This window comes from Pseudomonas sp. TWI628, from assembly GCF_039673865.1.
Classification (GTDB): Bacteria; Pseudomonadota; Gammaproteobacteria; order Pseudomonadales; family Pseudomonadaceae; genus Aquipseudomonas.
Genome location: NZ_JBDJMM010000009.1, coordinates 1 through 22678, shown reverse-complemented (window position 1 = coordinate 22678; position 22678 = coordinate 1). Strand labels below are relative to the sequence as shown.

The window sequence follows — 22678 nt, the reverse complement described above, 5'->3', positions numbered from 1 at the left end:
TGTGCTCAGGCACTGAACAGCTGGAGGATTTGTTCGGAAAGGGCGGCAACGTCCTTGTCCAGCAACCAGCCGAGCGTCAGGTACACGGCGACGCAGACCAGCGCGATCAGCGCCAGGTACACCCACAACGGCACTTCGTGGCGCAGCATCTGCGACACCTGGTCGGGCAGCGCCCAGTCCGGCGACAGGGCCTTTGGCGCCTTGCGGTAGCGGGCGATGTCCTGGCCGAGGGTGTTGGCCAGGTAGCGCAGCTGGTCTTTCGGGCCGATGCTGAACTTGCCTTCGAAACCCAGGGCCAGGCACAGGTGATAGACCTCGAGCACGTCGATGTTCTGCTTGACGTCGGCGCGCAGCGCCTCGATTTTCTCGAAGAAGCCTTCACCGGCCAGGTGCACGCCGAAGTAGCGGAACTGCAACGGTTGCAGCTCGAAGTGCCGGCGCAGCTCGTTGTCACTGGCGCGCAGTACGCTTTCGTCGAGGAATGCGCACAGCGCGTACTGGGTGTCCTTGACCTGCTCGACGCTGTAGTTGGCGGCGCGGGCATCGCGTTCGAGGTTGGCGAAGAAGCGCTCGACGCTGCCTTCGAAGGCCTGCACCGAGGTGACCTGGCGGCCACGGCGCACGATCAGCGCCATGCTGATGAAGTCCTGGACCAGGTCCTTGAGCGTCGGTTTTTCGCTGGCGGCCGCGACGGCGCCTTGTTGCAGTACGGCTTCGGTCATTTGAGCACCGCCATCAGTTCAAGCTTGAGGTTGGTAAAGGCGCTGGGCGCGTAGAAGCACACGGTCTGGGCATTCATCATTCGCTCATACACATGGCCGTGCGGCTCGATGGCGAAGTACTGGTTGTCCAGGCGCACCGGGATCGCGTTGGGCAGCCGCGCGGCGTGGTTGAGGGTGACGCCGGGCATGGCGCTGTTGACCACCACTTCGATGTCTTCCGGCGAACCGACCTTGAACGCCCGCGGCACCAGTTCCAGCAGGCTGGCACCGGGCATGTCGGCCTGTACCGAGACATAGAAGTCGGCCTCGACCAGGCGCGGGTCGCGCAGCTGGCCCTGCCAGTACGACGGTTTGGTCTGGGTGAGGTTGATGACGATGCACTGGTTGGGCACGACGTTGTCGAGCATCACCCGGATCATCTCGTCGAGCTTGACCAGCGATGCCGCCGGGTCGTGGTGGTCGTACTCGGGGAGGTCGCTGAGCTGGGTGTCCAGGGTAAAGGTCAGCAGGCCACCGGCCAGGTCGGCGAGGAACAGGTACAGGCGCTCCGGGTGCAGGCGCGGGTGGGCCAGCAGGTGGGCCAGCTGCGGGTGGGCGCGGTTGACCGTGTTCAGCAGCCAGAACAGGGTGACGTCGCTGGAGCCGAACTCGGCGATCTGGTCGGCGCGTTCACGGCGCCGGCCTGACAGCGCCTTGCTCTTGGCCTGCAGCGCGCCAAGCAGACGCTTGCCGATGCCGGCCAGGGTCTCGTGGTTGCCCAGGTGCAGGGTCGGGTGGACGAAATGCGGGTCGAGGTTGAAGCCGCCCATGCTGTTGCGCGTCAGCTTGGCCAGCGGGCAGTGGCTGTAGCCGTCGAGGCTGTCACCGTCGACCAGCAGCACCACGTTCAGGCGCAGGCTGGTGATCTCGTTTTCCAGCTCGCCTTCGTTGAGGTCGGGCAGGGTATCGAACTGCTTGCGAAAACGCCGGGCGGCCTTGTGCTCGTGGCCGTCCTCGACGTAGTTGAGGCCGAACGGCTCGGGCAGCTTGAGCGCGGCATAGACCTTCAGCTCGTTGGCCTTGAGCAGGTCCTTGAGGTCGCGCGCGGCCGGCAGCGGGTCGTGCTGCGGTGCGTCGTACAGGCTGCCGTCAGGGAACACCAGCTTCAGGCGCTTGAGCTGCAGCGAACCATTGGCCAAGGCATCCTCGTCCACCTGCAGTGCCTGCACGCCCCAATGGAATGGAGAACTGCGCAGGGTCGCTTCGGCCAGCTGGTGCTGGTGGAACTCATCCTGGTACTGGAAGTGCTGGGGCAGCAGGAACATGCCTTCCGACCACATCACCCGGCTCTGCTTGCTCATTTGACGCTATCCACTAAAGAGTTGAGGGTTTTATCTGCGGCGTTCTGTGCCGACTGGCCGGCAACATCGGTGGCCTTGTCGAGCATCGCGTCCTGCACCTTGTCGGTGAGGGTCGGTGTGGCCTCCTTGGCCTTCTGCGCGGCCGCCAGTTGGTCGGCGGTCGGCGGCTTGTTCAGCACGTCGACGCCGCGCATGGCGCTGATTTCGGTCTTGTCCACCAGCACCCGCAGGCCGTCGGAAGAGAACCAGATGCCGTCCTTGCGCAGCGAGTTGGCGTCGAAGGCGACCTTCCAGCGTGCGTCCTGTTCGTCACGGAAGAACGCCGCCACACCCACGTAGCGCGCGCTCTTGGCCAACGGCCACTGGTCGATCTGGCCGATGCCCGGCAGCAGGGTGATCTCGCGGGCTTCCACCAAGGTGTTGCCGAGGGCTTTTTCCGGGGTGTCCCAGAGGGTCTCGGCATCCGTCGCGGCGAAGCGTTCGAGGTCGGTCAGCTGGTACACGCGCATCACCACCGACAGCGGTTTGCCTTCGGCGTCAGGGTTGAGCTGGTTGCCGCCGTCGGAGGTCAGGATGACCTTCTCGCTGTCGGCCAGCATGTCGGCCGCCCAGCTGTCGTCCATGCGCTTGCCGATGCGGTCGGTGACCCCGCAGCCAGCCAGCGCCAGCAGCAGGGCGGCGGTGGTCAGGCGCTTGAGGGCGGTGTGCTTGTGTTGCATGACGGCTAAACCTCCTTGTACGGGTCAGGCCAGGCGATAGGCGAAATCGCCATCGCTGCCCAGCTCGATGGTCAGACGCTCGATCGGCGCGTCCTGGGCCATGCGCTCGAGCACGCGCTGGGCGAGTTCGGGCATCAGGGTCTGGGACAAGATGTTGTCGATGTTGCGCGCTCCGCTGTCGACCTCGGTGCAGCGCGCGGCGATGGCCTTGACCAGCGCCTGGTCGTAGCTCAGCTCGGCCTGGTGGTTGCGGGCGAAGCGCTTGGCGATGCGTTCCAGCTTGAGGGCGACGATGCGCTCGAGGATCTGGTCCTGCACCGGGTAGAACGGCACGATGCTCAGGCGGCCGAGGAAGGCCGGTTTGAACACCTGGTTGAGCTCTACGCGCAGGCCGTCGACGATGGCTTGCGGCGTCGGTAGTTCGCTGGCATTGAGGCAGGTCTGCATGATGCGCTCGGTGCCGGTGTTGGAGGTGAGGATGATCACCGTGTTGCGGAAGTTGATCTCGCGGCCTTCGCCGTCGTCCAGCACGCCCTTGTCGAACACCTGGAAGAACAGTTCGAGCACGTCGGGGTGGGCCTTTTCCACCTCGTCGAGCAACACCACGCTGTACGGCTTGCGGCGCACGGCTTCGGTCAACACACCGCCTTCGCCGTAGCCGACGTAGCCGGGGGGCGAGCCCTTGAGGCTCGACACGGTGTGCGCCTCCTGGTACTCGGACATGTTGATGGTGATCAGGTTGCGCTCACCGCCGTACAGGGTGTCGGCCAGGGCCAGTGCGGTTTCGGTCTTGCCGACGCCGCTGGGGCCGAGCAGCAGGAACACGCCGATCGGCTTGTTCGGGTCTTCCATGCGCGCACGGGAAATCTTGATGCGCTTGCCGATCTCGTGCAGGGCGTGGTCCTGGCCCAGCACGCGCTCGCCGAGCAGGGCCGGCAGGCGCTGCACGGTGTCGATTTCGTCACGCAGCATCTTGCCCAGCGGGATGCCGGTCCAGCCGCTGATGACCTGGGCGATGGCACCGCTGTCGACCAGCGCGTGGACCAGTGGCTGGTCGCCTTGCACCCGGGCAAGTTCGGCGCGCAGGGAGTTGAGCTGCGTGGCATCGGCGTCGTTGGTGGCGTCCAGCGCCTTGAGCTGTTCGACCAACGCCAGCTCTTGCTGCCACTGCTCGTTCAGTTGTTGCTCCTGCTGCTGCTCGGCCTGCAGGGCAGCCTGCAGCTCGCCGAGGCGACGGGCGTGGTCGTGACCCTTGCCGGCTTCGTGGCCGAGCACGGCGATTTCGGCCTGCAGGTTGTCGATCTGCCGGCGGCAGTCTTCCAGGGCACCGGGCTGTGACGATTGCGCCAGGGCGATGCGCGCGCAGGCAGTGTCGAGCACGCTGACGGCCTTGTCGGGCAGCTGGCGGCCGGTGATGTAGCGGTTGGACAGGCGCACCGCCTGCACCAAGGCTTCGTCCATTACGGCTACCTTGTGGTGCTCGCGCATTTTGCCGAGCAGGCCACGGAGCATGTGGATGGCCTTGTCTTCGTCAGGCTCTTCGACCTTGACCACCTGGAAGCGGCGGGCGAGGGCGGCGTCTTTCTCGAAGTACTTCTTGTATTCGGCCCAGGTGGTGGCGGCGATGGTGCGCAGCTCGCCACGGGCCAGGGCCGGCTTGAGCAGGTTGGCGGCATCGTTCTGCCCGGCCTGGCCGCCAGAGCCGATCAGGGTGTGGGCTTCGTCGATGAACAGGATGATCGGGTGCAGGCTGCGCTTGACCTCTTCGATCACGGCCTTGAGGCGGTTCTCGAACTCGCCCTTGACCCCGGCACCGGCCTGCAGCAGGCCCAGGTCGAGGGTGTGCAGGGCAACGCCCTTGAGCACTGCTGGCACATCGCCCTGGGCGATGCGCAGGGCCAGGCCTTCGACCACGGCGGTTTTGCCGACACCGGCTTCACCGGTGAGGATGGGGTTGTTCTGCCGGCGGCGGGTAAGGATGTCGACCATCTGCCGCACCTCGAACTCGCGGCCCAGCACCGGGTCGATGCGGCCTTCGCGGGCACTCTGGGTGAGGTTGACGGTGTACTGGTCCAGCGCCGGGGTCTTGCCGCCGGCCTTGGCGGTGCCGGCGACTGCTGCTGCCGGGCTGGCCAGGGCGCTGGCCTGCTTCGATTCGGCGCTGCCTTCGACCAGGGCGGCGAGGTTCAGGCGCAGGTCGTCGGCGTTGATCTTCTCCAGCTCCGCTGCCGACGCGACCACCACGCGGCGCAGTTCGGCGTCGTCGAGCAGGGCTTGCAGCAGGTGGCCGCTGCGCACCTGGCCGACGCCGTATTCGATCGAGGCCAGCAGCCAGGCCTGCTCGATCATGCGGGTGATGTGCGGCGACAGCGCCGGGGTGCGGGTGTTGCCTTTCTTGAAGGTACCAAGGGCGGTGACCAGCTGCGCCTGCAGGCGCTCGGCGACCACGTCGTAGTGGCGCAGGATCGGCGTCAGGTCGCTGTCACCGTTGTCGAGCAGCTGCAGCAGCAGGTGCTCCACCTCGACGTCGTAGTGGTGCTCCGACAGGCACAGGGCCGCCGCGCTTTCAGTGGCCGTGCGGCTGGTTTCGTTGAGCTTGGCGAACAGAGACTTCAGGTTCACAAGGCGACCCCATCGTAAGGAATGTGGAAAACGGCGCAACGCGAAGGCTCCGCGTCACGGCCAGGGCGTTTGAGCCAGCCCAGCCAGCCCAGCGCGACATTGCCGCTGCGGCCCAGCTGGGCGCGTGGTACGGCCTCGCGCTTGAGGCGCGGGGCAATTTCGAAGTCCAGCTCGGCACCTATATAGAAGCGCACCAGTTCGACCAGCTTGCGGTAGCACGCGGTGCCCGGCTGGAAGCGCTGGTAATCGGCCAGGCTCAGCGGGTCCAGTTCGATGCGGATGCACGACTGGTAGTCCCAGACCCGCTTGCCGGCGACGGCACTGTGGCCCAGTTGCGCGTTCTTGCGCCCCAGCTGGGTGCATTGCTCGGGCTCAAGGTTCAGCCAGCGCCCGGCGAACTGCTTGACCTTGATCGGCAGCGAGAAATAGAAGCCGAGCATCACTTCAAGGTTGAGCGCGTTGCGCGGCTTCTGGCTGAGCAGCCCGGCAAAGTAGCTGAACAGTTCGCGGCGCAGCGCTGACGGCTGTTCTTCGAACTTGAGCTTTTGCGCGCGCGGGCCCAGGCCGACCAGGTTGAGCAGGTAGCCATCAAAGCCCGAGGTGCCATTGCGCTCATGCTCGATATGGAATTTGTACTTCTGCCAGGCCTCGTAGAACAGCGTGGTCATGCGGTGCGAGAAGATGTCGAGAAACGCATGGGCGGCATCGTCGCGGTACTGCACGTGGCGTTCGAGCAGCAGCTCGGTGTACGGGCGCGGCAGCACGCCGGATGGCCCGACCAGGCCCATGAAGGTGACCTGCACCTCCGACAGCGGCAGGCCGGCCGTGGACACCTTGCCTTCGCGCTCGAAGTGCAGGTCGCTGACCTCGCTGGCCGGGAACGCCAGCGACAACTGGGTGCGAAAACGCAGCGGGTCTTCGTGCGGCCGGGTCGCCAGGTCCATGCGCCCGGTACGGCTGTAGTGCAGGCGGAGCAGGCGCACCAATTGAAAGAATTCGAATCGGTGCGGCTCGGCTCGGGCCTGATCGATCAGACCAGGGGCTGATCGCCAGTGCGTGCTGGCCATTGGACGATTCTCTTTTCTCGTTGTTGGGAGCGCAGGCTGAGTCGGGTGAAGCTGTTCATCGAGCAGTACTGGCCGAAGAAGTGGTCCAGCACCATGCCGAACAGGAACACGCCGCTGCCGGTGAACTGGCTTTCGTCGAGGGTCAGGGTGATGCCTACCCCGCGGACGAAGTTCGGCCGTGGGTGGCCGATGCGTGCGACCACCGGCTCGCTGCTGATGGCCTTGATGCCGTTGATCTGTTTGCGAATGGCCGAGACGTTGCGGTAGTTGTACAGCGACAGCAGTTCGAGCAGCACTTCGCGGCCCTGGCTGACCAGCGACAGGTGGTTCAGCGACAGGTGCGCGATCAGCCGCCAGATCAGGCCCTTGCCCAGCGGCACACGCACGGTGGCGGTGGGTTTGCGCAGGCAGCGGATGTCCTTGATCACCGAGTTGGCCGGGATGATGAAGTCGCCACGCTCGCCACCGAATGGCAGCATCAATGGCACATCGCGGTTGCTGCAGGTCAGGCCGATGCTCAGGGTGTCGCTGCTGCCATCGATCAGTTCCAGGTCGCGGTCGACCACGCGGATGCTCATGGCCGTGGCATCACCCTGGTTGCGCCGGCGAGCGATCCAGAAGCTGGTGTGCGGGTCTTGCTCGCCACGCGGCTCGAAGAACGGTTGGCAGGTGGCAACCTGGTCGATGCCACCAAGCTTGCGCACCCGGCGCACGCGGTCGATCGACACCACTTCGGCGGCATTATGCAGCCGGGTGTCGGGGGTGACCGGGTATTCGTGCTGGGTGTGGGTCAGCTTGATCGGCTCGGCCTGCTGGCGGAACAGGTTGATGATCGGCGTGCAGTTGAGCTTGAAGTTGTTGCGCCCGATGTTCTGGGCCAGCCGCGCCAGGCGCTCGCTGAGGTCGTAGTCGGAGAAGTAGAAGTTGATCTCGACCTGCTCGATCGCCTTGCCCTGCAGGATGCGGGCAAAGCCACTGAGGTCGAAGAACATGAATTTGTCGGGGAAGGTGAAGTACTCGTGCAGCAGGCGATAGCCCAGGAACGAGCGCTCGGAGTAGTCCACCAGGCCTTCGTCACGGGCATAGCCGACGGCCTTCAGGGCGGTGGCCGGCAGCGCGACTTCGCGGCTGCGGCCTTCGTCCTGGAAGCTCAGGGTGGCTTTGGCCAGGTTGTTGAACAGCAGCTCGTACAGCTGCAGCATCAGCGTCGCTTCACCGTCGAGGAAAAACCGCAAGGTATCGATTTCCAGCTGGCCGAACAGCACATCGCTGGTGGCTTGCAGGCGGATGCGCAGGCGAGCCACCAGGTCGGCGCTGTGGCCGTTGAAGGCCGAACGTTCCATTTCCGCGAACGACGCCTGTTGCACGCTGATCGGCCACAGCTCCACCGGGTAGCAGGTGCGGAACTTGCACACCACACCTTCCACGGCATTGGCATGCATCTCGGTGTGGCGCGCCACGCGGTAGGCTTCGGTGACCTTCTCGTGCTTGCCCAGGCTCAGCTCGGCGATCGACATCGACGGGGTAGGGCGCAGGTAGTGCGGGTACAGCACCTCAAGGAAGGATTCGACGATTTCCGGAAACTCGTCATCGAGCTTCTTGTGCACCCGCGCAGACAGGAAAGAGAACGCCTCGATCAGGCGCTCGGTGTGCGGGTCTTCGCAGTTGTCGCCCTCGATCAGCAGCCGCGAAGCAATCTTCGGGTACTGCGCGGCAAACTCCTGGCCGAGGAAGCGCAGGTGCGACAGTTCCTTTTCGTAGTAGGGCAGCAGTTCGTCGAGCATCAGTTGAGGTTCTGCACTTTGTATTCCTGGGTGTTGACCTGCAGCACGGCGTCGAACGACACCTGGCGGCTGATGTCCTGCAGACGCAGCACGGCGTCCACGCGGAAGGTCAACATGCGGTGGCCGTTCTCCTGGGCCAGCAGCTGCACCCGCACCCGGCGAAAACGCCGGTCGCCGGTGCTGATCGCCCGCTCCAGCTGTTGCTGGATGAGCCGGCGATCATGGGGGTCGAGCACGCTGCGGCTGATGAAGTCGGGCATGCCGTATTCAAGGATGGAACCACCGAGCTGGCTGAAGCCGTCGAGCTCCTCGGCGACCAGGGACTGGCGGGTATTCACCAGCACCTCGAGGTCGCGGACGATGCTCGCCTTGTACTCGGCCAGCGAACAGGTGCGCTGCGCGGCCGCTTCGGCCGACTGGTAGGGACGGTCGTCCAGCAGTCGGTCGAGCAGCGAGGGCAGCAGGCGGGCCTGGTTACTCATGTGTCATCCCTGTACACAGCGGCCGGTCAGCCGCGGGCGCCTTGCGGCAGTTCGGCGACCAGGCGCAGCGAGGCGGTCAGTTCGTCGAGCTGGTAGTGCGGGCGCAGGTAGGTCACGGCCTTGTACACGCCTGGCTTGCCGGGCACTTCGAACACCTCGGCACGGGCTTCGCGCAGCGGGAACTTGGCCTTGGCCTCCTGGCTTGCGGTGTCGTCGAGCAGCACGTAGCTGGCCAGCCACTGGTTGAGGAAGCGTTCCACATCCATGCGCGAGGCGAAGCTGCCGATCTTGTCGCGCATGATCGCCTTCATGTAGTGGGCGATACGCGAGGTGGCGAAGATGTACTGCAGCTGCGCCGACAGGCGTGCGTTGGCGTTGGCGATGTCGGTGTTGTACTGCTTCTGCTTCTGCGCCGACTGGGTGCCGAAGAAGGCCGCGTAGTCAGTGCCCTTGCAGTGCACCAGAGGGATGAAGCCGAGGTCCGACAGCTCTTTTTCGCGGCGGTCGGTGATGGCGATCTCGGTCGGGCACTTGAGGGCGATTTCGCCGTCATCGGTCTTGAAGGTGTGAGTCGGCAGGCCTTCGACCAGGCCGCCACCTTCGACGCCGCGGATCGCCACGCACCAGCCGTAGCGCGAGAACGCATCGGTGACGCGGGTGCCGAGGGCGTAGGCGGCGTTCATCCACAGGTACTTGTTGTGGTCGCGGCCGTCGACGCTTTCGACGAAGTTGAATTCTTCCACCGGCGTGGTATCCGGGCCATACGGCAGGCGGCCAAGCACGTGGGGCAGGGTGAGGCCGACGTAGCGCGAATCTTCCGAGGCGCGGAACGACTTCCACTTGGCGTATTCGACGGTGTCGAAGATCTTCGCCAGGTCACGCGGGCCGGACATCTCGGTGAACGAGTCCCAGCCGAACAGCTCGGGCGAGGCCGCCGAGATGAACGGCGCGTGGGCCGCAGCGGCGACGTGCGAGATCTCTTCGAGCAGGTACATGTCTTCGGGGCTGCGCTTGAACTCGTAGTCGCCGATCAGCATGCCGAACGGGGCGCCACCGAAGGTGCCGTACTCTTCTTCGTAGACCTTCTTGAACAGCGCGCTCTGGTCGAATTCGCTGGCGGCCTTGAGGTCGCGCACCAGGTCTTTCTTCGAGGCGTTGAGCAGGTGGATCTTCAGCGTGGTGCTGGTTTCGGTCTGGTCGACCTGGTACTTCAGGCCGCGCCAGGAGGCTTCCAGCTGCTGGAACTCACGGGCGTGCATGATCTCGTTCATCTGCTCGGAGAGCATCGAATCGATTTCGGCGATGCGCGCGTCGAGCACGGCGATCAGGTCTTTGCTCGGGGTCATTTCGCCCTCGAGCACCTGGTTTACGAGTTCGCCGATCAGGTCGCGGGTGCGGTTGCGCTCGGTGTCGGAGCGGGCCACGCGGCTTTGCGAAATGATGCTGTCGAGCAGCGATGGCTGCGGGGCGAAGTTTTCCACTTCGACCAGGTCGCCGGCCTGTTGCGGTGCGGTTTGCTTGTCGGTCATGTTCGGGCTCCTGCTCAGGCGCGATCGTCGCTGGACGGGTCTTTCACTTCGGCTTCACGGCCGAATTCCTGGCCCAATGTCTTGAGCTTTTCGGTGTTCTGCAGCACGTCCATCAGCAGCTCTTCGAGCTTGTCGTTGCCGCCCATCTTGTTGCGCAGGTCGGCCAGTTTGTTACGCACTTCCAGCAGCTTGCGCAGCGGCTCGACCTGCTTCACCACATTCTGTGGCTCGAAGTCTTCGAGGCTGTTGAAGTTCAGCTCGACGCCCAGCTGGGTGCCGTTCTTGGCCAGGGTGTTGTCGACGCGGTAGGTCAGCCGCGGCTTGATGCCCTTGAGCACGCCGTTGAAGTTGTCGCGGTCGATGAAGACGAACTTGCGGTCCTTGAGCTTGGGCAGCGGCTCCAGCGGGTTGCCGGAGAAATCGCCCAGCACGCCGACGACAAAGGGCAGCTCCTTTTTCTCGATGGCATCGCCGATGTCCACGTCGTAGGTGATATGGACCCGAGGCGCGCGAACGCGGTCGAGTTTGTGCTGGGTGCTTTCCTTCTTCGCCATCGTGTTCTCCAGTGCGAGCAATTCGCTGCGAATCATTGCGCGGCCCGTGACCGGGCCCTGCGCGTTTACAGTCCTTCGATCGTCAGCAGCAGGCGCTGACGGATGTCGTCGTTCATTTCCAGGATGTTGTCGCGCCCCACCAGCTCTTCGAAGCTGGTGTTGCCGGCAATCTGCGTGCTGCTACGGATGACCGAATCGTCCGGAAGTTCCGAGCGCACCGGTGAGCTGATGACGCAGAACGGCAGGTCGCCAAAGCCCTTCAGGCGCTCGAAGCTCAGCCCGTAGCGCAGGCCTTCGAACAGCCGGCCCAGGCCTGGCGACTTGCTCAGGCAGTAGAACAGCACCAGGTAGTGCACCACGAAGCGGTACAGCTCGGCGCTGCTGCGGTTGGGGTCTTTGATGACGTTGCGAAACTGCGCCAGGTCGAACGCGTGGAAGCCCACCACCCAGCGCGTCGGGCTGGTGATACGGATGACCTGGCCGCTCTGTTCGAGGACCTTGTCGTATTCCAGCGGGAACAGTTCGGGGGTAGTGCTGATCAGGTTCAGCGGCACTTCCAGCTCGCTGACCAGCTGGAACGGCGCGGCCGATCCAATGCGCTCGTAGAGTTCGATCAACGACTGGAAATGGCCTTGGGTTTCGCGCCCGCTGCTGCGCTGGGCGCCTTGCAGGTATTCGCCAAACAGGGTTTGCGGACGGATCAGCGGTGCCACGGTGGCAAGGTAATCCGCCGCCTGCGCCTTCAGCGCATCGGAGATCGCCCGCGTCTGGCTACGCAGCTTGATCAGTGCTTCGACATCGAATGTCTGTGTCATCGGTACATCGTCCATGAGCCTGCTTGATCGTCCTGAAACGCCAATGGCGTGGACCTGAAAATCGCGCCTCTCGGCTGCGGCAATTTGAGTGCTGGCACATGAATATCGTGTTGCCAGCAATGCCGAGTAGGGCACCCCACTGCGGAAGAAGTTCCGGTGAGGGGCGCGATTTTTTCCCTGTTTTGTGATGCGGCGCAATGATGGCGCCATGCCATTGGTTGAAGGTTTCGAGTACGTGAAATGGGGCTTTGGCCCCTAAAGTCAGGGGGCGGAAGTGCTAAGGGAGCGGTAAAAATTGGCGTGAAAAGTTTTTTTCAAAAAGTGAAGCGGGTCTCATTTTTTGCCGTCGAGCCGCTGGCATTGAGCTTCCATCGCGGCGCCTTTCAATGATGGCAATGCGACGGAATATGCCGCGCCGAAACGGTTTTGAGCGGGCACTTACAGCGGCTTTGCGCCCATCATTCGCCCCTCGATTCCCCGCTCCCACAACCACCCGAGCAAGGCATGCAATTCATCGCCTGCGGGGTGGGCTGCAAGTGGCCATTCAAGTGGTTTCGGCCTGTACACGTTGCCTGTGAGTAGCATGTTCAGCAGAATGTTCGCATGGATGAGCGCAGCCCACAGCAAGGAATGAGCATGATCGATCTGAGAAGCCCGGATGCAACCCTGAGCGAGTACGCCCAGCGCTACGTCGACCTGCTGCCCGAGTGGTCGCCGCAGTTGCAGCAGCGCATGGACTACACGTTGAAGCCCGATGCCCCCAGGCTGCCGCGTATCAAGCCTGCCTGGTTGAGCGACAGGCCGTGCACGTTGTCACCGGAGCAAGCATTGGACCGTGCGCAAGGCGCACTGTTGGGGCTGGCGATTGGTGATGCGGTAGGTACGACCCTGGAGTTTCAGCGGCGCGATCAGGGGCATGTCAACGATATGGTCGGCGGCGGTCCTTTCCGCTTGGCGCCGGGTGAGTGGACCGACGATACCAGCATGGCGCTGTGCCTGGCAGACACCTACGCAAGCCAAGGCAAGTTCGATTTCGCGACCTTTGCCGATGCCATGGTGCGCTGGTATCGGCAGGGCGAAAACAGTGTCAATGGCCGCTGCTTCGACATCGGTAATGTCACCCGCCGAGCCCTGGAAGGATGGGAGGCCCAAGGGCTTGGGTGGATGGGTAATCTCGAGGCCTCGACAGCAGGCAACGGGTCGTTGATCAGGCTCGCGCCCACGGCCATTTTCCGACGCCATTCACTGTCGGCAACCTGGTGGCAGAGCGTAACGCAGAGCAGTGTGACTCACCGCGCGATTGAGGTATCGGAGTGCTGTAAGTTGTTCGGTGCGCAGTTGCATTTGGCGCTCAATGGCGCGGACAAGCAAGAGGCATTGTCGCCGAAGGTACGCCCCCTGCAGCCCCGGGCCTTGATCATCAATGCCGGCGAGTACAAGCACAAAACCCGTGAGCAGATTCGCTCGTCCGGGTATGTGGTCGATACCTTGGAAGCAGCGCTCTGGGCTGTGTGGAATACGGACAATTTCAGGGATGCGATTCTGTTGGCGGCCAACCTTGCCGATGATGCCGACAGTGTGGCGGCGACGGCGGGGCAGATTGCCGGAGCCTTGTATGGCGTGTCGGGCATGCCGCCGGAGTGGGTGGCTAAAGTTGCCTGGTCGCAACACATTCGTGATTTGGCGAGTCGAATATTTGAACTTGCGCCACCGGGTGATGAGTTGGATGAGCTTACTTACGACCGGCAGTGAAAGTTAACGGTATGTCGGTTGCCTGCTCTCTGGTCGAGACGCGCAGGTTAGGCACGATTGGCGTGCTGCGTCCGATTGATCAAATGGATTGAACTCATGTTTACCGTTGAGCGTTTTTTTGCAAAAATTTGGTCGGCATGGCTACTGATGTTAATCATAGCGGTGTTGATGATTGGCGTTAGCCCGCCATTTTTTATCATCCTGTCAGCCATTGCGGTGGTTGTGATGAGCGTGTGGTGCATTGAATGTGCCTTTCGAACTGAACGCTTTGTTGTCTATGCTAATCTGCGGCTTTTCTTTAACCTTTCTTTCGCTCCGTTGTTCGCTGCCCTGCTAACGATGGCCATCAGTTACAAAAAGATGAAACTAGGCGGTTTTGCCTCAACTGCGCTGTGCCTTGCCCCTGTAGTTCTTACCCTGTTGGCATATGGCCTGGTTTGCGTCTGGCCTGGCAAAAGCAGCGTGCTTCAGTTTGAAGGGCTTTGCGTAGAGTCCATTGAGCCTCCGGAGCCGGTGAGGTGGTGGCAAGCCGGGCTGGGTGCGGGGCTGAGCAGTTTGACCTACCCACTGATGAAAGCCCATGATGCGCCGATGACCGGGTTGATCTACTTCTTCATGTTCATAGCCTTGTTCATGGTGTTCTACAATCGTGACAAAATTTGGGCTTTGAGGGCGCTGAAGGCACGTGAGGCAAAAAAGAACTGTCGATACACCTTCAAGAATGTAGATGCCATTAGAGACCTGCGCGCCGCTTCGTGGCTGGGGAGGCTTTTTGCTGTCAGGACGAACGGCGAGTGAGGCGTATTGCGCTGCGCTGGTGGGCCCTGCTTATTCATCCATGTTGATGCATAACTGCTTGCCCTCTACATTTTTGCAGGGCCACCTGTTTTCTGTATAGCTGTCAGGGACAAAGCAAAAGCCAGGGTGACTTACCCAATAGGTTTGCCAGGCCGAGCCAGATTTTCTGAGTTGGGGGCAACTTGTATAGTCGAGTTTGTTGAGCGCTACCGTGGTGAGAATGGCTGCGAGGGGTGCGACCGCAATTAATGAGTAGACAGAGGCTTTCAGCATTGCGGTCTGGAGTTTTCCGAACGCGGACTTGTTGTGTGGCGCGAATCGTTCGCCTGTATATATCGCAAAAGCACTGGCAACGACACAAGCGAGCATGACAGGCGGGGCCATGAGCAAGCCAAAAGCCATATACGGGACTTCGATAACAGAGGCGAGACGCCACATCTGGCCGTAAATGGGAAGCACGTGTGTGATTAGCCAATAGACGGCGAACAGACCCACGCTTGCACAGATGAGTAAGGTCAGAACAGCTCGAAGCCTGAATGCTATTAATCCAGTTTCGCTGCTAGCCGAGGTCATTGGGTTCGCCTTGAGATCCCAGCGAAGGCTTCTCCCCCATGCGCGCCTTGAGCTTGCGCAGGGTAGGGGACTCGCCCCCCGTCAGCTCAATGCGGAACTCGGCGAAGGCGTGCTCGAGATCGGCATACTGCTGCAGCCCTTCTTCGGTGAACAGGTAGCGCCCAGGGATGTCGCGCCACTCCATCGGGGTGCGGATGCGTTCCTGGTCTGCTGCTTTCAGCAGTGGCTCCAGTTCGACGCTCAGCTTCATCGCGGCAGGGTCTTGCGCCTTCAGGCTGTCGATGATCAAGCGAAGCTTGAGTGACTTCTGTTTGAGTGTTTCAGTGTTCATGGTCAGCCCTAGTTGGAGATGGTGCCCATCAGTTTCGGAGTGCCCCATTCGCCGCGATTGGGCGTGAGGTACTGCATCGCTTCGCCGCTGCGTGAGATGGCGCCACCCAGCTCGGTAGTAGGAGCAACTTTACTCACAAATACCTCGGTTGGCTGCAACGGTGACATTTCAAAGATCGAATAACGTGTCGATTCACTGCCCAGCGGCAAGCCAAAGCTGTCAGCCAGTGTCTTGCCGGATCTGGCCGCTGCCTGAAGCTCCTCGTGGGTGGTGAAGAAGGGCGAGTAGGGCGACACACTTTGCCCTTCGGGCACGATCTTGACCAGCGGGGAGTCGATCATCCTCACCTCGGGGATGGTGGACCCGGACGCCACCTGGTCGAACGCCCGCGAGTAGATGGTAGTGGCGTCGGCATCCGGGGCTGCGGCCTGCAGCTTGCTAAGCAGCTTCTCGCCGTCTGTGGTGTTGAGGAAGTCTTCGATCTGGGCGTTCGACAGGCCCTTGGTCTTGAAGGTGCTGACCTTCTTGATCTGGTCTTCCATCGAGGTGAAATTCGGGTCCTGCTTGCTGTAGAACTCCCGCAGGGTTTGCGGCTCCGCTGGCTTGAGAGGAGTCGCCTCCTTGACCCGTAGTTCGGGGTTCGCCAGTAGCTTCTGCTCGTTTTTCGCCAGCCATGCTGCCAACTGTTTGTTGGATATTTCGGCCTGCAATCGGGCGCTACGTGTGGCAATACTTTCCGCGCTGCTGACTATGCCTGCTTTCAGCTGCCCCCGGGTCAGGTAGGTGACAATGGCCGTCAGCAGTAGCAACACCAACTGCTCCTGCCCGCGGGCCAGTTGGCGCGCGGCGCGCTCGACGCGCTCCTGGGCTTGCGCCGACGAGCCGCCGGTTGGGTCCAGGCCAGCGGGCTTGAGGCCATCCTCGGCAAACCATGCCGTGGCCATGCCTTGCTGAAGTGTCGACAAACAGGCCGGCAGGCCTTGGTAGAAGTACTCGGCGATGGCGGACAGCCCAAGCCCCATGAGGATCAGGTTGCCGACCTGCAGGCCGATGCCGGCGCCGGCCACCGCGCCCGGCGCCGCGCCGACGCCAAAAGCAAAGGCTCCGGCCACGCCACCGGCCAGCGAGCCAACCGCCACGCTGCCGCCGAGGATCATCGACACTTCTTTGACCAGTTGCAGCAGTACCGGCAGGATCTGCTCGATGCCGATGGAAGACCACTTGCGCTTGAGGTTGTCCTGGATGATCGGGTAGGACAGGGTCATGGCCTGGCGTACGTTGTCGATGCGCTGGCCACCCAGGTAGCCATAGGCCTGATTGGCGCCATTGCTCACGCGGCGGCTGAAACCGTCCCAGGCTTCGTGGGCGCTGTTCAGGCCGCTGTCGACGCTCTGGTTGAGCTCGCTGAATTTCTGCTCGAGATTGCGTTCGATGTCGCCCCAGCTGGGGATGTTGGTCAAAAGATCCATTTTCGCTTCACTGTCCATGGAGGTAGGCGGCGCTTCGGCGGCGAGCGCAGCGTGTCGCGTCAGACCTCGAGATTGGCGGGAAGATCCGACGGAGCGTTCATTGTTCTCAGGACAGGGGTGTGGGGCAATGATGGCAATTAAGCATCATCGCACGAATCATGGCTGTTCGCTTGCCGCAAGTGCCAGTATGGCCAGTGCCTACGCTAGCCATTTGCCAGAGTGGATGAATGTCGAAAAATTTGAACCAATCCACGTTATGAAACATTTTTCTCCGCAAGCGCCGTGGACGCAAACGGTAACGGATAGCTCGACTTGGCGTGGTCAGCTATGGGCTCCGTTCACCCCTTGAAAAACCTTCTGCTACGGGCCATTCGGCGATGGCCCATAGCGCTTTGATGCAGCGGTGACGGTTGCGAAAAGTGGCGATGTGATATCGCTTTGCGGGGCTCTAAGCTCGGCGTTTCAAGGCCTGCGATGTGTTGACAGGGCATCATTTGCCGGTGTCTCCTTTTGGGCGCTTCTGCCTGCCTGGCATTCGGTAATGTGAACCAGGTCGCATTAAATTCAACGCATGATGGCACTTTCCGTCATGCCGGCAGTCGCATGATTCCGCAGGGCACGCGCGTGATGCGCGCATGCCGAATACGCCCGCAAGAACAGAGTTGTAGCTGAGCATCGCATTAGCGTGCTGGCCGTGTTTTCAAGGAGATTTCGCATGATCATGGACCTGGCCTCCGCGCTGCTGTCGCCGCAGAACCGCCGCCTGTTCAAGTTCCACAACCTGGCCAACCCCGAGCAGGAACTGCTGCTGGAAACCTTCAAGGGCGTCGAGGGCCTGTCGCGGGCGTTCAACTACGAACTGCTGCTGGTCTGCGAAGATTCTGGCGTGGCGCTGAAGTCGATGATGGGCCAGCACGTCAGCATCGAGATCGAGCTGGCCGAAGGCGGCCCACGCTACATCACCGGTTACCTCACGCGCTTTGCCAGCATCGGCAGCGACGGTGGCATGGCGCGTTACACCGCCACCCTCAACCCATGGTTCTCGATGCTCAAGAACCGCTTCGACACGCGGATTTTCCAGGGCAACACGGTCGAGGAAGTGGTCACCGAAGTGTTCGCCCTTTGCCCGGCGTTCTCCCGCCACGAATTCCGCCTGACCCGGCCACAAAAGCGCTACACCTACATCACCCAGTACCGCGAAACCGACTTCAACTTCGTCCAGCGCCTGCTGGAGGAAGAGGGGATGTTCTACTACTTCGAGCACACCGCCGAAGGCCACACCATGATCATCTGCGATGATTCCAGCACGCTGGTGGACATCCCCGAGCAGCCTCAGATCCGCTTCCACAGCGCTTCGGTCACCGAGACCGCCGACTCCATCACCCAGTGGAGCGGCAACCGCCAGCTGCAGTCCGGCAAGATGGCCACGCAGACCTTCGACTACCGCCAGCCCAACAACCGCTTGCCGGTGGCGATGAACAGCGTGAACAAGCAGGGCGACGTGGAAAACTTCGAAATCTACGACTTCCCCGGCCAGTACACCCACGGCACTTATGACGAAGGCGAAACCCTGCTGCGCCTGCGTATCGAGGCGCTGGAACTGCGTGGCAAGAAGTTCGAAGGCGCCAGTAACTGTCGGGCCATGAAGCCCGGCTATACCTTCGAGCTGCTGCAGCACTACACCCACGACCAGGGCGCCGTCGAAGACCGCCAGTTCCTGCTGATGAGCGTGGAGAGCGAAGGCCACAACAACTACCTCAGCGGTCAGCAGGCCAGCTACTTCAACACCTTCAGCTGCGTGCGCAAGAAGATCCCGTTCCGCCCGCAGCTGAGCACGCCAAAGCCGACCATCGCCGGCCCACAGACCGCCATCATCGTCGGCCCGCCAGGCGAAGAGATTTTCACCGACGAACTGGGCCGCGTGAAGATTCAGTTCCACTGGGACCGCAAGGGCCAACACAACGACCACAGTTCGTGCTGGGTACGTGTCGCCCAATCCGGTGCCAGCGGCGGCTTCGGCAGCATCCAGATCCCACGTGTAGGCGACGAAGTGGTGGTGGTGTTCCTCGACGGCAACCCGGACCGCCCGCTGATCATGGGCAGCCTGTACAACAGCGTCAACACGCCGCCGTGGTCGCTCCCTGCGAACAAGACCCAGAGCGGCTTCCTGACCCGCTCGATGAAGGGTGATGGCGGTACCGCGAACTTCTTCCGCTTCGAGGACAAGGCCGGCGCCGAGCAGATCATCATGCACGCCGAGCGCAACATGGATACCGAGATCGAGCTGGATGAGTCCCATGATGTGGGGAACAACCGGACGATCACGGTGGGTGGAGCACATACGGAAATCATCAAGAAAGACACGGTGGTGAACGTCAAAGAGGGTGCTTACACCTTGCAGGTTGACAACAAGTTCATCCAGGTGAGCGCCAAGGAGAGCATCCTGCTGCAAGTCGGTACCAGCAAGATCACCCTCAAACCGGATGGCATCACCATCGAAGCAGACAGCATCGACATTCTGGGCAAGAACACCTTTGTCAAAGGTGACCGGGTCGATATCAACGAGTAGGGCTTAGCGTGATGGTTAGAGGAAATATCTACGACAGGCTCTCGCAGAGGCGAGAGGCCGCCGAGGCGCTTGCCCGGCAGCAGGCCGAGGAAGCACGCATCGAGGCGCAAGCTGCGCTAGAGGTTGCACCAGCGCCACAGCCACTGCAGATGGACGCAGAGCAAAACGCATTGCGCATTGCAGGCTTGAATATGCTCATGCCTCAAGGTTTCGCTTTTCGTGATATCGATACCACGCTGGAATTTGCCGGTTGCCACGTGCAATTCAGCGCCCGCCGCCGCCCTGCGCCTGACGGGCTTGAACTTGATAAAGCGGTCGAGTTGTTTATCAAAAAACTGAGCGAGCGGCATGCGGAACTGATCCCGGTGCGTCAAGCCGAAACCTTGTTGGCTGGCCACCCTGCAATCAGTCTCGACTACCAGTTCAATGTAGGTCAGGAGCGCCGTCACGGCCGCGCCGTGTGCACGATCATCGTTTCTGCGGACGGCAACAAACGGCAGTGGATGAACATGTCTACGGTAATCAACCCGGACCAATCGCAACTGGCCGATTGGCTGATCGCGTTCGATGCCATGCTGGCCGGGATGACCGCGCAGTAAGGCTCAAATCTTTTCACGTTTTCATGGAACACTCAGACAATGGACTATCAGCTGCAGGAAGGATCTATCACGTTGCCGGAAGGCTTCCAGGATCGCACGGTCAACATGTTTATCCTCGGGGACAGCATCCCGGCACCGCTGAACATTACGCTCTCACGTGACAACCTGATGCCCGGCGAGGACCTCAAAGCCTATATCGAGCGCCAGGTGAAGCTGATCGCATCCAAATTGCGCGGCTACACCATCCTCGGCAAGAAGCCAGCCACCCTGTCTTCAAGCCAACCCCAGGCGGGTATTCAGGTCGATGGCTACTACCTGAAGGATGGCCGGCCGGTCTATCAACGACAGGCGGCTTTCGAGGTCGCGCCTGGGCGCATTCTGGTTTTCTCCACGACCAGCCAGGCCGACTTCAATGGCAAGCAGAACGACAGTTGGCTTGGGCTGTTGAACAGCTTCGAACCACGCCAACCAAGCTCCCCAGAAAACACCACGCAGGGTTGAACCTATGTTCGAGGCTGCGCGGCTGCACGACGAGATTGAACACACCAGTGCCCTGGCAGGTTTTCTTGCTGGGGCAGTGATTGGCCTGGCGATTGCTACGGCTGCTGCCTTCACCATCTGCACCGCCGGCCTCGGCGGCTTCTTGCTGGGGGCAGTGATCGGTATCGGTGCCGGCATGCTGCCGATGTTGGGCGAAAAGATAGGCTCGATGTTCAGTTCGCCCGCTGGGCAGATAGAGTTACCCGGTTGTTCGACAGACGTATTCATCAACAATCGCAATGCAGCCCACGCCACATTGAGTACTGCCAAATGTGACAAGCATCCGGCGCCGGTACTGGTTGCAGAAGGCTCCACCAACGTATTCATCAATGGCGTTGCAGCGGCACGCAAAGGTGACAAGCTGACGTGTGGCGCCAAGATTTCGGGCGGTTCGAACAACGTCTATATCGGTGGCGGTACTGAGCGGTACTTGCCCGTGGATGATGAAGTACCGGAATGGCTGCGCGTCACGGTCGATGTGTTGATGATCGTCGCCTCGATGGGGCGTTCGGTTCTGGCAGTCGGTCGCCTCGGGCTTCAGGCCGGCCTCAAGGCCGCCGGCCCGTGTGCACTTCAGACCGGCGCTACCATTGCAGCCAGCTATCTAGCAGGGCGCTTCATCATCGGCCCGGCTGTTGGTCGGGCGATCGAGGGCTTTACCGGTAATCCGGTGGACATGACCACCGGCCGCAAACTGCTGGCCAATGAAACAGACTTCGTATTGCCTGGCCTGATGCCTATCGAGTGGTCGCGGTTTTATGCCAGCGACCTTACCGTCAACAGTGCACTGGGCCAGGGCTGGATCTTGCCTTGGGAGCAAAGCCTTCGTCGTAGCGGCGGATTCGTCTATCTAACCGACAACCAGGGGCGCAGCGTCCCATTCGTCGATCTGGAGCCAGGCGAAAGCATCTACAATCCCAACGAGCGCATCCACCTCGTGCGTACCGAGGGCGGCCACTACCTTCTGCAAACGCTCGATAACCTCTTCTTCTACTTTGGTGAAGTGCCGGACGGCAATACACGCGTGCCTTTGCAACGCCTGGAAAATGCGCTGGGCCATTACCTGCACTTTACCTACAGTGCCGAAGGGCGACTCACGGATATCACCGCGCCAGGTGCCGTGCGTGTCCACCTGCACTATGACAACCCGCTTGGGCGTTTGACAGACGTCAAGCGCGTGGTCGATGACACCGCTGTCGAAACGCTGGTGCGTTACCGCTATGACGATAACGGCCAGCTCACTGAAGTGATCAACCGCAATGGCGACTCTGTTCGCCATTTCAGCTACGCCGAACACCTCATGGTCCGGCACAGCAATGCCCTGGGCCTGATCTGCGAGTACCGTTGGGAATCCCAGGATGGCAAGCCGCGCGTGGTCGAACACTGGACCAGCGACGGCGAGCACTATCACTTCCGTTACGACCCTGCCAAACGCACCAGTTGGGCAACCGACGTGCTGGGCCGTGAACTGCAGATCCAATACAACGAAGACAAACGCGTCATTGCCAGCCGCGACTTCGGCGGTGAGCGCTACGGCATGGATTTCGACGCAACCGGAAATCTGATTGGCATCGATCTGCCCGATGGCAACCACCTGGCGCTCAAGTACGACGAGTTCTCCCGGCTCATCGAGGAAACCGACCCGCTGGGCCGCAAGATCAGCTACAAGCACCACTTCGCCACGCCACTGGTCACGGAGACCCGCTTCCCCGACGGCAGCGTCTGGCAGTCGCGCTACGATGATAAAGGCAACCTGATCACCGAGATCGATCCACTGGGCCACAAGACTCAGTACCTCAACAGTGATGACGGCCTGCCGCACACGATCATCGATGCCAACTTCAAGTCCAAGTACCTGTGGTGGAACGCCTATGCGCAGGTCGAACGTTTCCAGGACTGCTCCGGCAAAAGCACCTACTACCGATATGACGAGCGTCAGCACCTCGTCGCAGTGACCGATGCACTGAACCAGACCACCACGCTGGAACGCAAACCGGACGGCGAAGTACTACGTATCAACCACCCGGATGGCACTGCAGAGACCTTCACCTACAACACCCTGGGTCAGGTGTTGACCCACACCGATGGCAAAGGCCAGACCACCCGCCTGCAACGCACCTCGCGCGGCCTGCCGAGCAGCCGTCAGGATGCCAAGGGCGAGTGGGTACGCTATGAGTACGACAAGGCCCTGCGCCTGACCGCACTGGTCAACGAGAACAGTGCGGCGTACCGCTTCGCCTACGACGCATCTGACCGCCTGAGCGAAGAAGTGCGGGTAGACAACCTGACCCGACGCTTTAGTTACGACGCTGGCGGGCATCTGGTCCGCCTGGACGAAATCGGCTACGGCGAAAACGGTGAGCGCCCCGAGCGCAGCACGCTGTTCGAACGCGATGCCATCGGCCGGTTGATG

Annotated in this window: 19 protein-coding genes; 6 read left to right on the top strand and 13 right to left on the bottom strand. The window is 61.7% G+C overall.

What is annotated here, in order from left to right; translation table 11 throughout:
• Positions 1-5 precede the first annotated feature (5 nt).
• The 10 genes from icmH to ABE528_RS08770 form a co-directional block, all read right to left on the bottom strand.
• Entirely contained in the window at positions 6-722 is a 717-nt protein-coding gene (gene icmH / locus ABE528_RS08815) for a type IVB secretion system protein IcmH/DotU (RefSeq protein ID WP_346652697.1), read from the bottom strand.
• The gene (gene tssK / locus ABE528_RS08810; protein ID WP_152954920.1) at positions 719-2062 is read right to left on the bottom strand and encodes a type VI secretion system baseplate subunit TssK; all 1344 of its coding nucleotides are present in this window, start codon (positions 2060-2062) and stop codon (positions 719-721) included. Before tssK ends, icmH begins: the two co-directional genes overlap by 4 nt.
• A complete protein-coding gene (tssJ, locus tag ABE528_RS08805; protein WP_346652696.1) occupies positions 2059-2781 on the bottom strand; it encodes a type VI secretion system lipoprotein TssJ in 723 nt (240 codons plus the stop codon). The genes tssK and tssJ overlap by 4 nt, the downstream gene beginning before the upstream one ends.
• Before the next feature lie 24 nt (positions 2782-2805).
• Positions 2806-5403 (bottom strand): type VI secretion system ATPase TssH, encoded by a 2598-nt coding sequence (gene tssH, locus ABE528_RS08800; RefSeq protein ID WP_346652695.1) that lies wholly within the window; start codon positions 5401-5403, stop codon positions 2806-2808.
• Positions 5400-6470, bottom strand: a complete 1071-nt coding sequence (gene tssG / locus ABE528_RS08795) for a type VI secretion system baseplate subunit TssG (RefSeq protein ID WP_346652694.1) — start codon at positions 6468-6470, stop codon at positions 5400-5402. Before tssG ends, tssH begins: the two co-directional genes overlap by 4 nt.
• Complete coding sequence (tssF, locus tag ABE528_RS08790) at positions 6434-8254, bottom strand: type VI secretion system baseplate subunit TssF (protein ID WP_152954916.1); 1821 nt, start codon at positions 8252-8254, stop codon at positions 6434-6436. The genes tssG and tssF overlap by 37 nt, the downstream gene beginning before the upstream one ends.
• The gene (gene tssE, locus ABE528_RS08785) at positions 8254-8736 is read right to left on the bottom strand and encodes a type VI secretion system baseplate subunit TssE (protein ID WP_110638565.1); all 483 of its coding nucleotides are present in this window, start codon (positions 8734-8736) and stop codon (positions 8254-8256) included. Before tssE ends, tssF begins: the two co-directional genes overlap by 1 nt.
• A 26-nt stretch (positions 8737-8762) precedes the next feature.
• Complete coding sequence (tssC, locus tag ABE528_RS08780; protein ID WP_060511716.1) at positions 8763-10265, bottom strand: type VI secretion system contractile sheath large subunit; 1503 nt, start codon at positions 10263-10265, stop codon at positions 8763-8765.
• Between the two features lie 14 nt (positions 10266-10279).
• Positions 10280-10819 (bottom strand): type VI secretion system contractile sheath small subunit, encoded by a 540-nt coding sequence (tssB, locus tag ABE528_RS08775; RefSeq protein ID WP_060511758.1) that lies wholly within the window; start codon positions 10817-10819, stop codon positions 10280-10282.
• Positions 10820-10884: 65 nt separating this feature from the next.
• A complete protein-coding gene (locus tag ABE528_RS08770) occupies positions 10885-11634 on the bottom strand; it encodes a hypothetical protein (protein WP_027917412.1) in 750 nt (249 codons plus the stop codon).
• Between the two features lie 636 nt (positions 11635-12270).
• Here ABE528_RS08770 and tri1 point away from each other — a divergent pair.
• Entirely contained in the window at positions 12271-13386 is a 1116-nt protein-coding gene (tri1, locus tag ABE528_RS08765; protein WP_346652693.1) for an ADP-ribosylarginine hydrolase Tri1, read from the top strand.
• A 96-nt stretch (positions 13387-13482) separates the two neighbouring features.
• Positions 13483-14184, top strand: a complete 702-nt coding sequence (locus ABE528_RS08760) for a hypothetical protein (RefSeq protein WP_346652692.1) — start codon at positions 13483-13485, stop codon at positions 14182-14184.
• A 30-nt stretch (positions 14185-14214) separates the two neighbouring features.
• Here ABE528_RS08760 and ABE528_RS08755 read toward each other — a convergent pair whose 3' ends face one another.
• From ABE528_RS08755 to ABE528_RS08745, 3 genes are read right to left on the bottom strand one after another with little or no spacing between them, the layout of a single operon-like run.
• Positions 14215-14757: a hypothetical protein gene (locus tag ABE528_RS08755; RefSeq protein ID WP_346652691.1), complete on the bottom strand. Its 543-nt coding sequence runs from the start codon at positions 14755-14757 to the stop codon at positions 14215-14217.
• Complete coding sequence (locus ABE528_RS08750; protein ID WP_178120033.1) at positions 14744-15088, bottom strand: hypothetical protein; 345 nt, start codon at positions 15086-15088, stop codon at positions 14744-14746. The genes ABE528_RS08755 and ABE528_RS08750 overlap by 14 nt, the downstream gene beginning before the upstream one ends.
• Before the next feature lie 8 nt (positions 15089-15096).
• Positions 15097-16557, bottom strand: a complete 1461-nt coding sequence (locus ABE528_RS08745) for a DUF6861 domain-containing protein (protein WP_346652690.1) — start codon at positions 16555-16557, stop codon at positions 15097-15099.
• Positions 16558-17272: 715 nt separating this feature from the next.
• Here ABE528_RS08745 and ABE528_RS08740 point away from each other — a divergent pair.
• The 4 genes from ABE528_RS08740 to ABE528_RS08725 form a co-directional block, all read left to right on the top strand.
• Positions 17273-19126 carry a type VI secretion system Vgr family protein gene (locus ABE528_RS08740; protein WP_346652689.1) on the top strand — a complete coding sequence of 618 codons (1854 nt, stop codon included), beginning with the start codon at positions 17273-17275 and terminating at the stop codon, positions 19124-19126.
• Positions 19127-19137: 11 nt separating this feature from the next.
• Positions 19138-19725, top strand: coding sequence for a hypothetical protein (locus tag ABE528_RS08735; RefSeq protein ID WP_346652778.1), 588 nt, complete (start codon positions 19138-19140; stop codon positions 19723-19725).
• Between the two features lie 39 nt (positions 19726-19764).
• Entirely contained in the window at positions 19765-20226 is a 462-nt protein-coding gene (locus ABE528_RS08730) for a DUF1795 domain-containing protein (RefSeq protein WP_346652688.1), read from the top strand.
• A gap of 4 nt (positions 20227-20230) precedes the next feature.
• A partial coding sequence (locus ABE528_RS08725; protein ID WP_346652687.1) for a DUF6531 domain-containing protein occupies positions 20231-22678 on the top strand: 2448 nt, incomplete at its 3' end.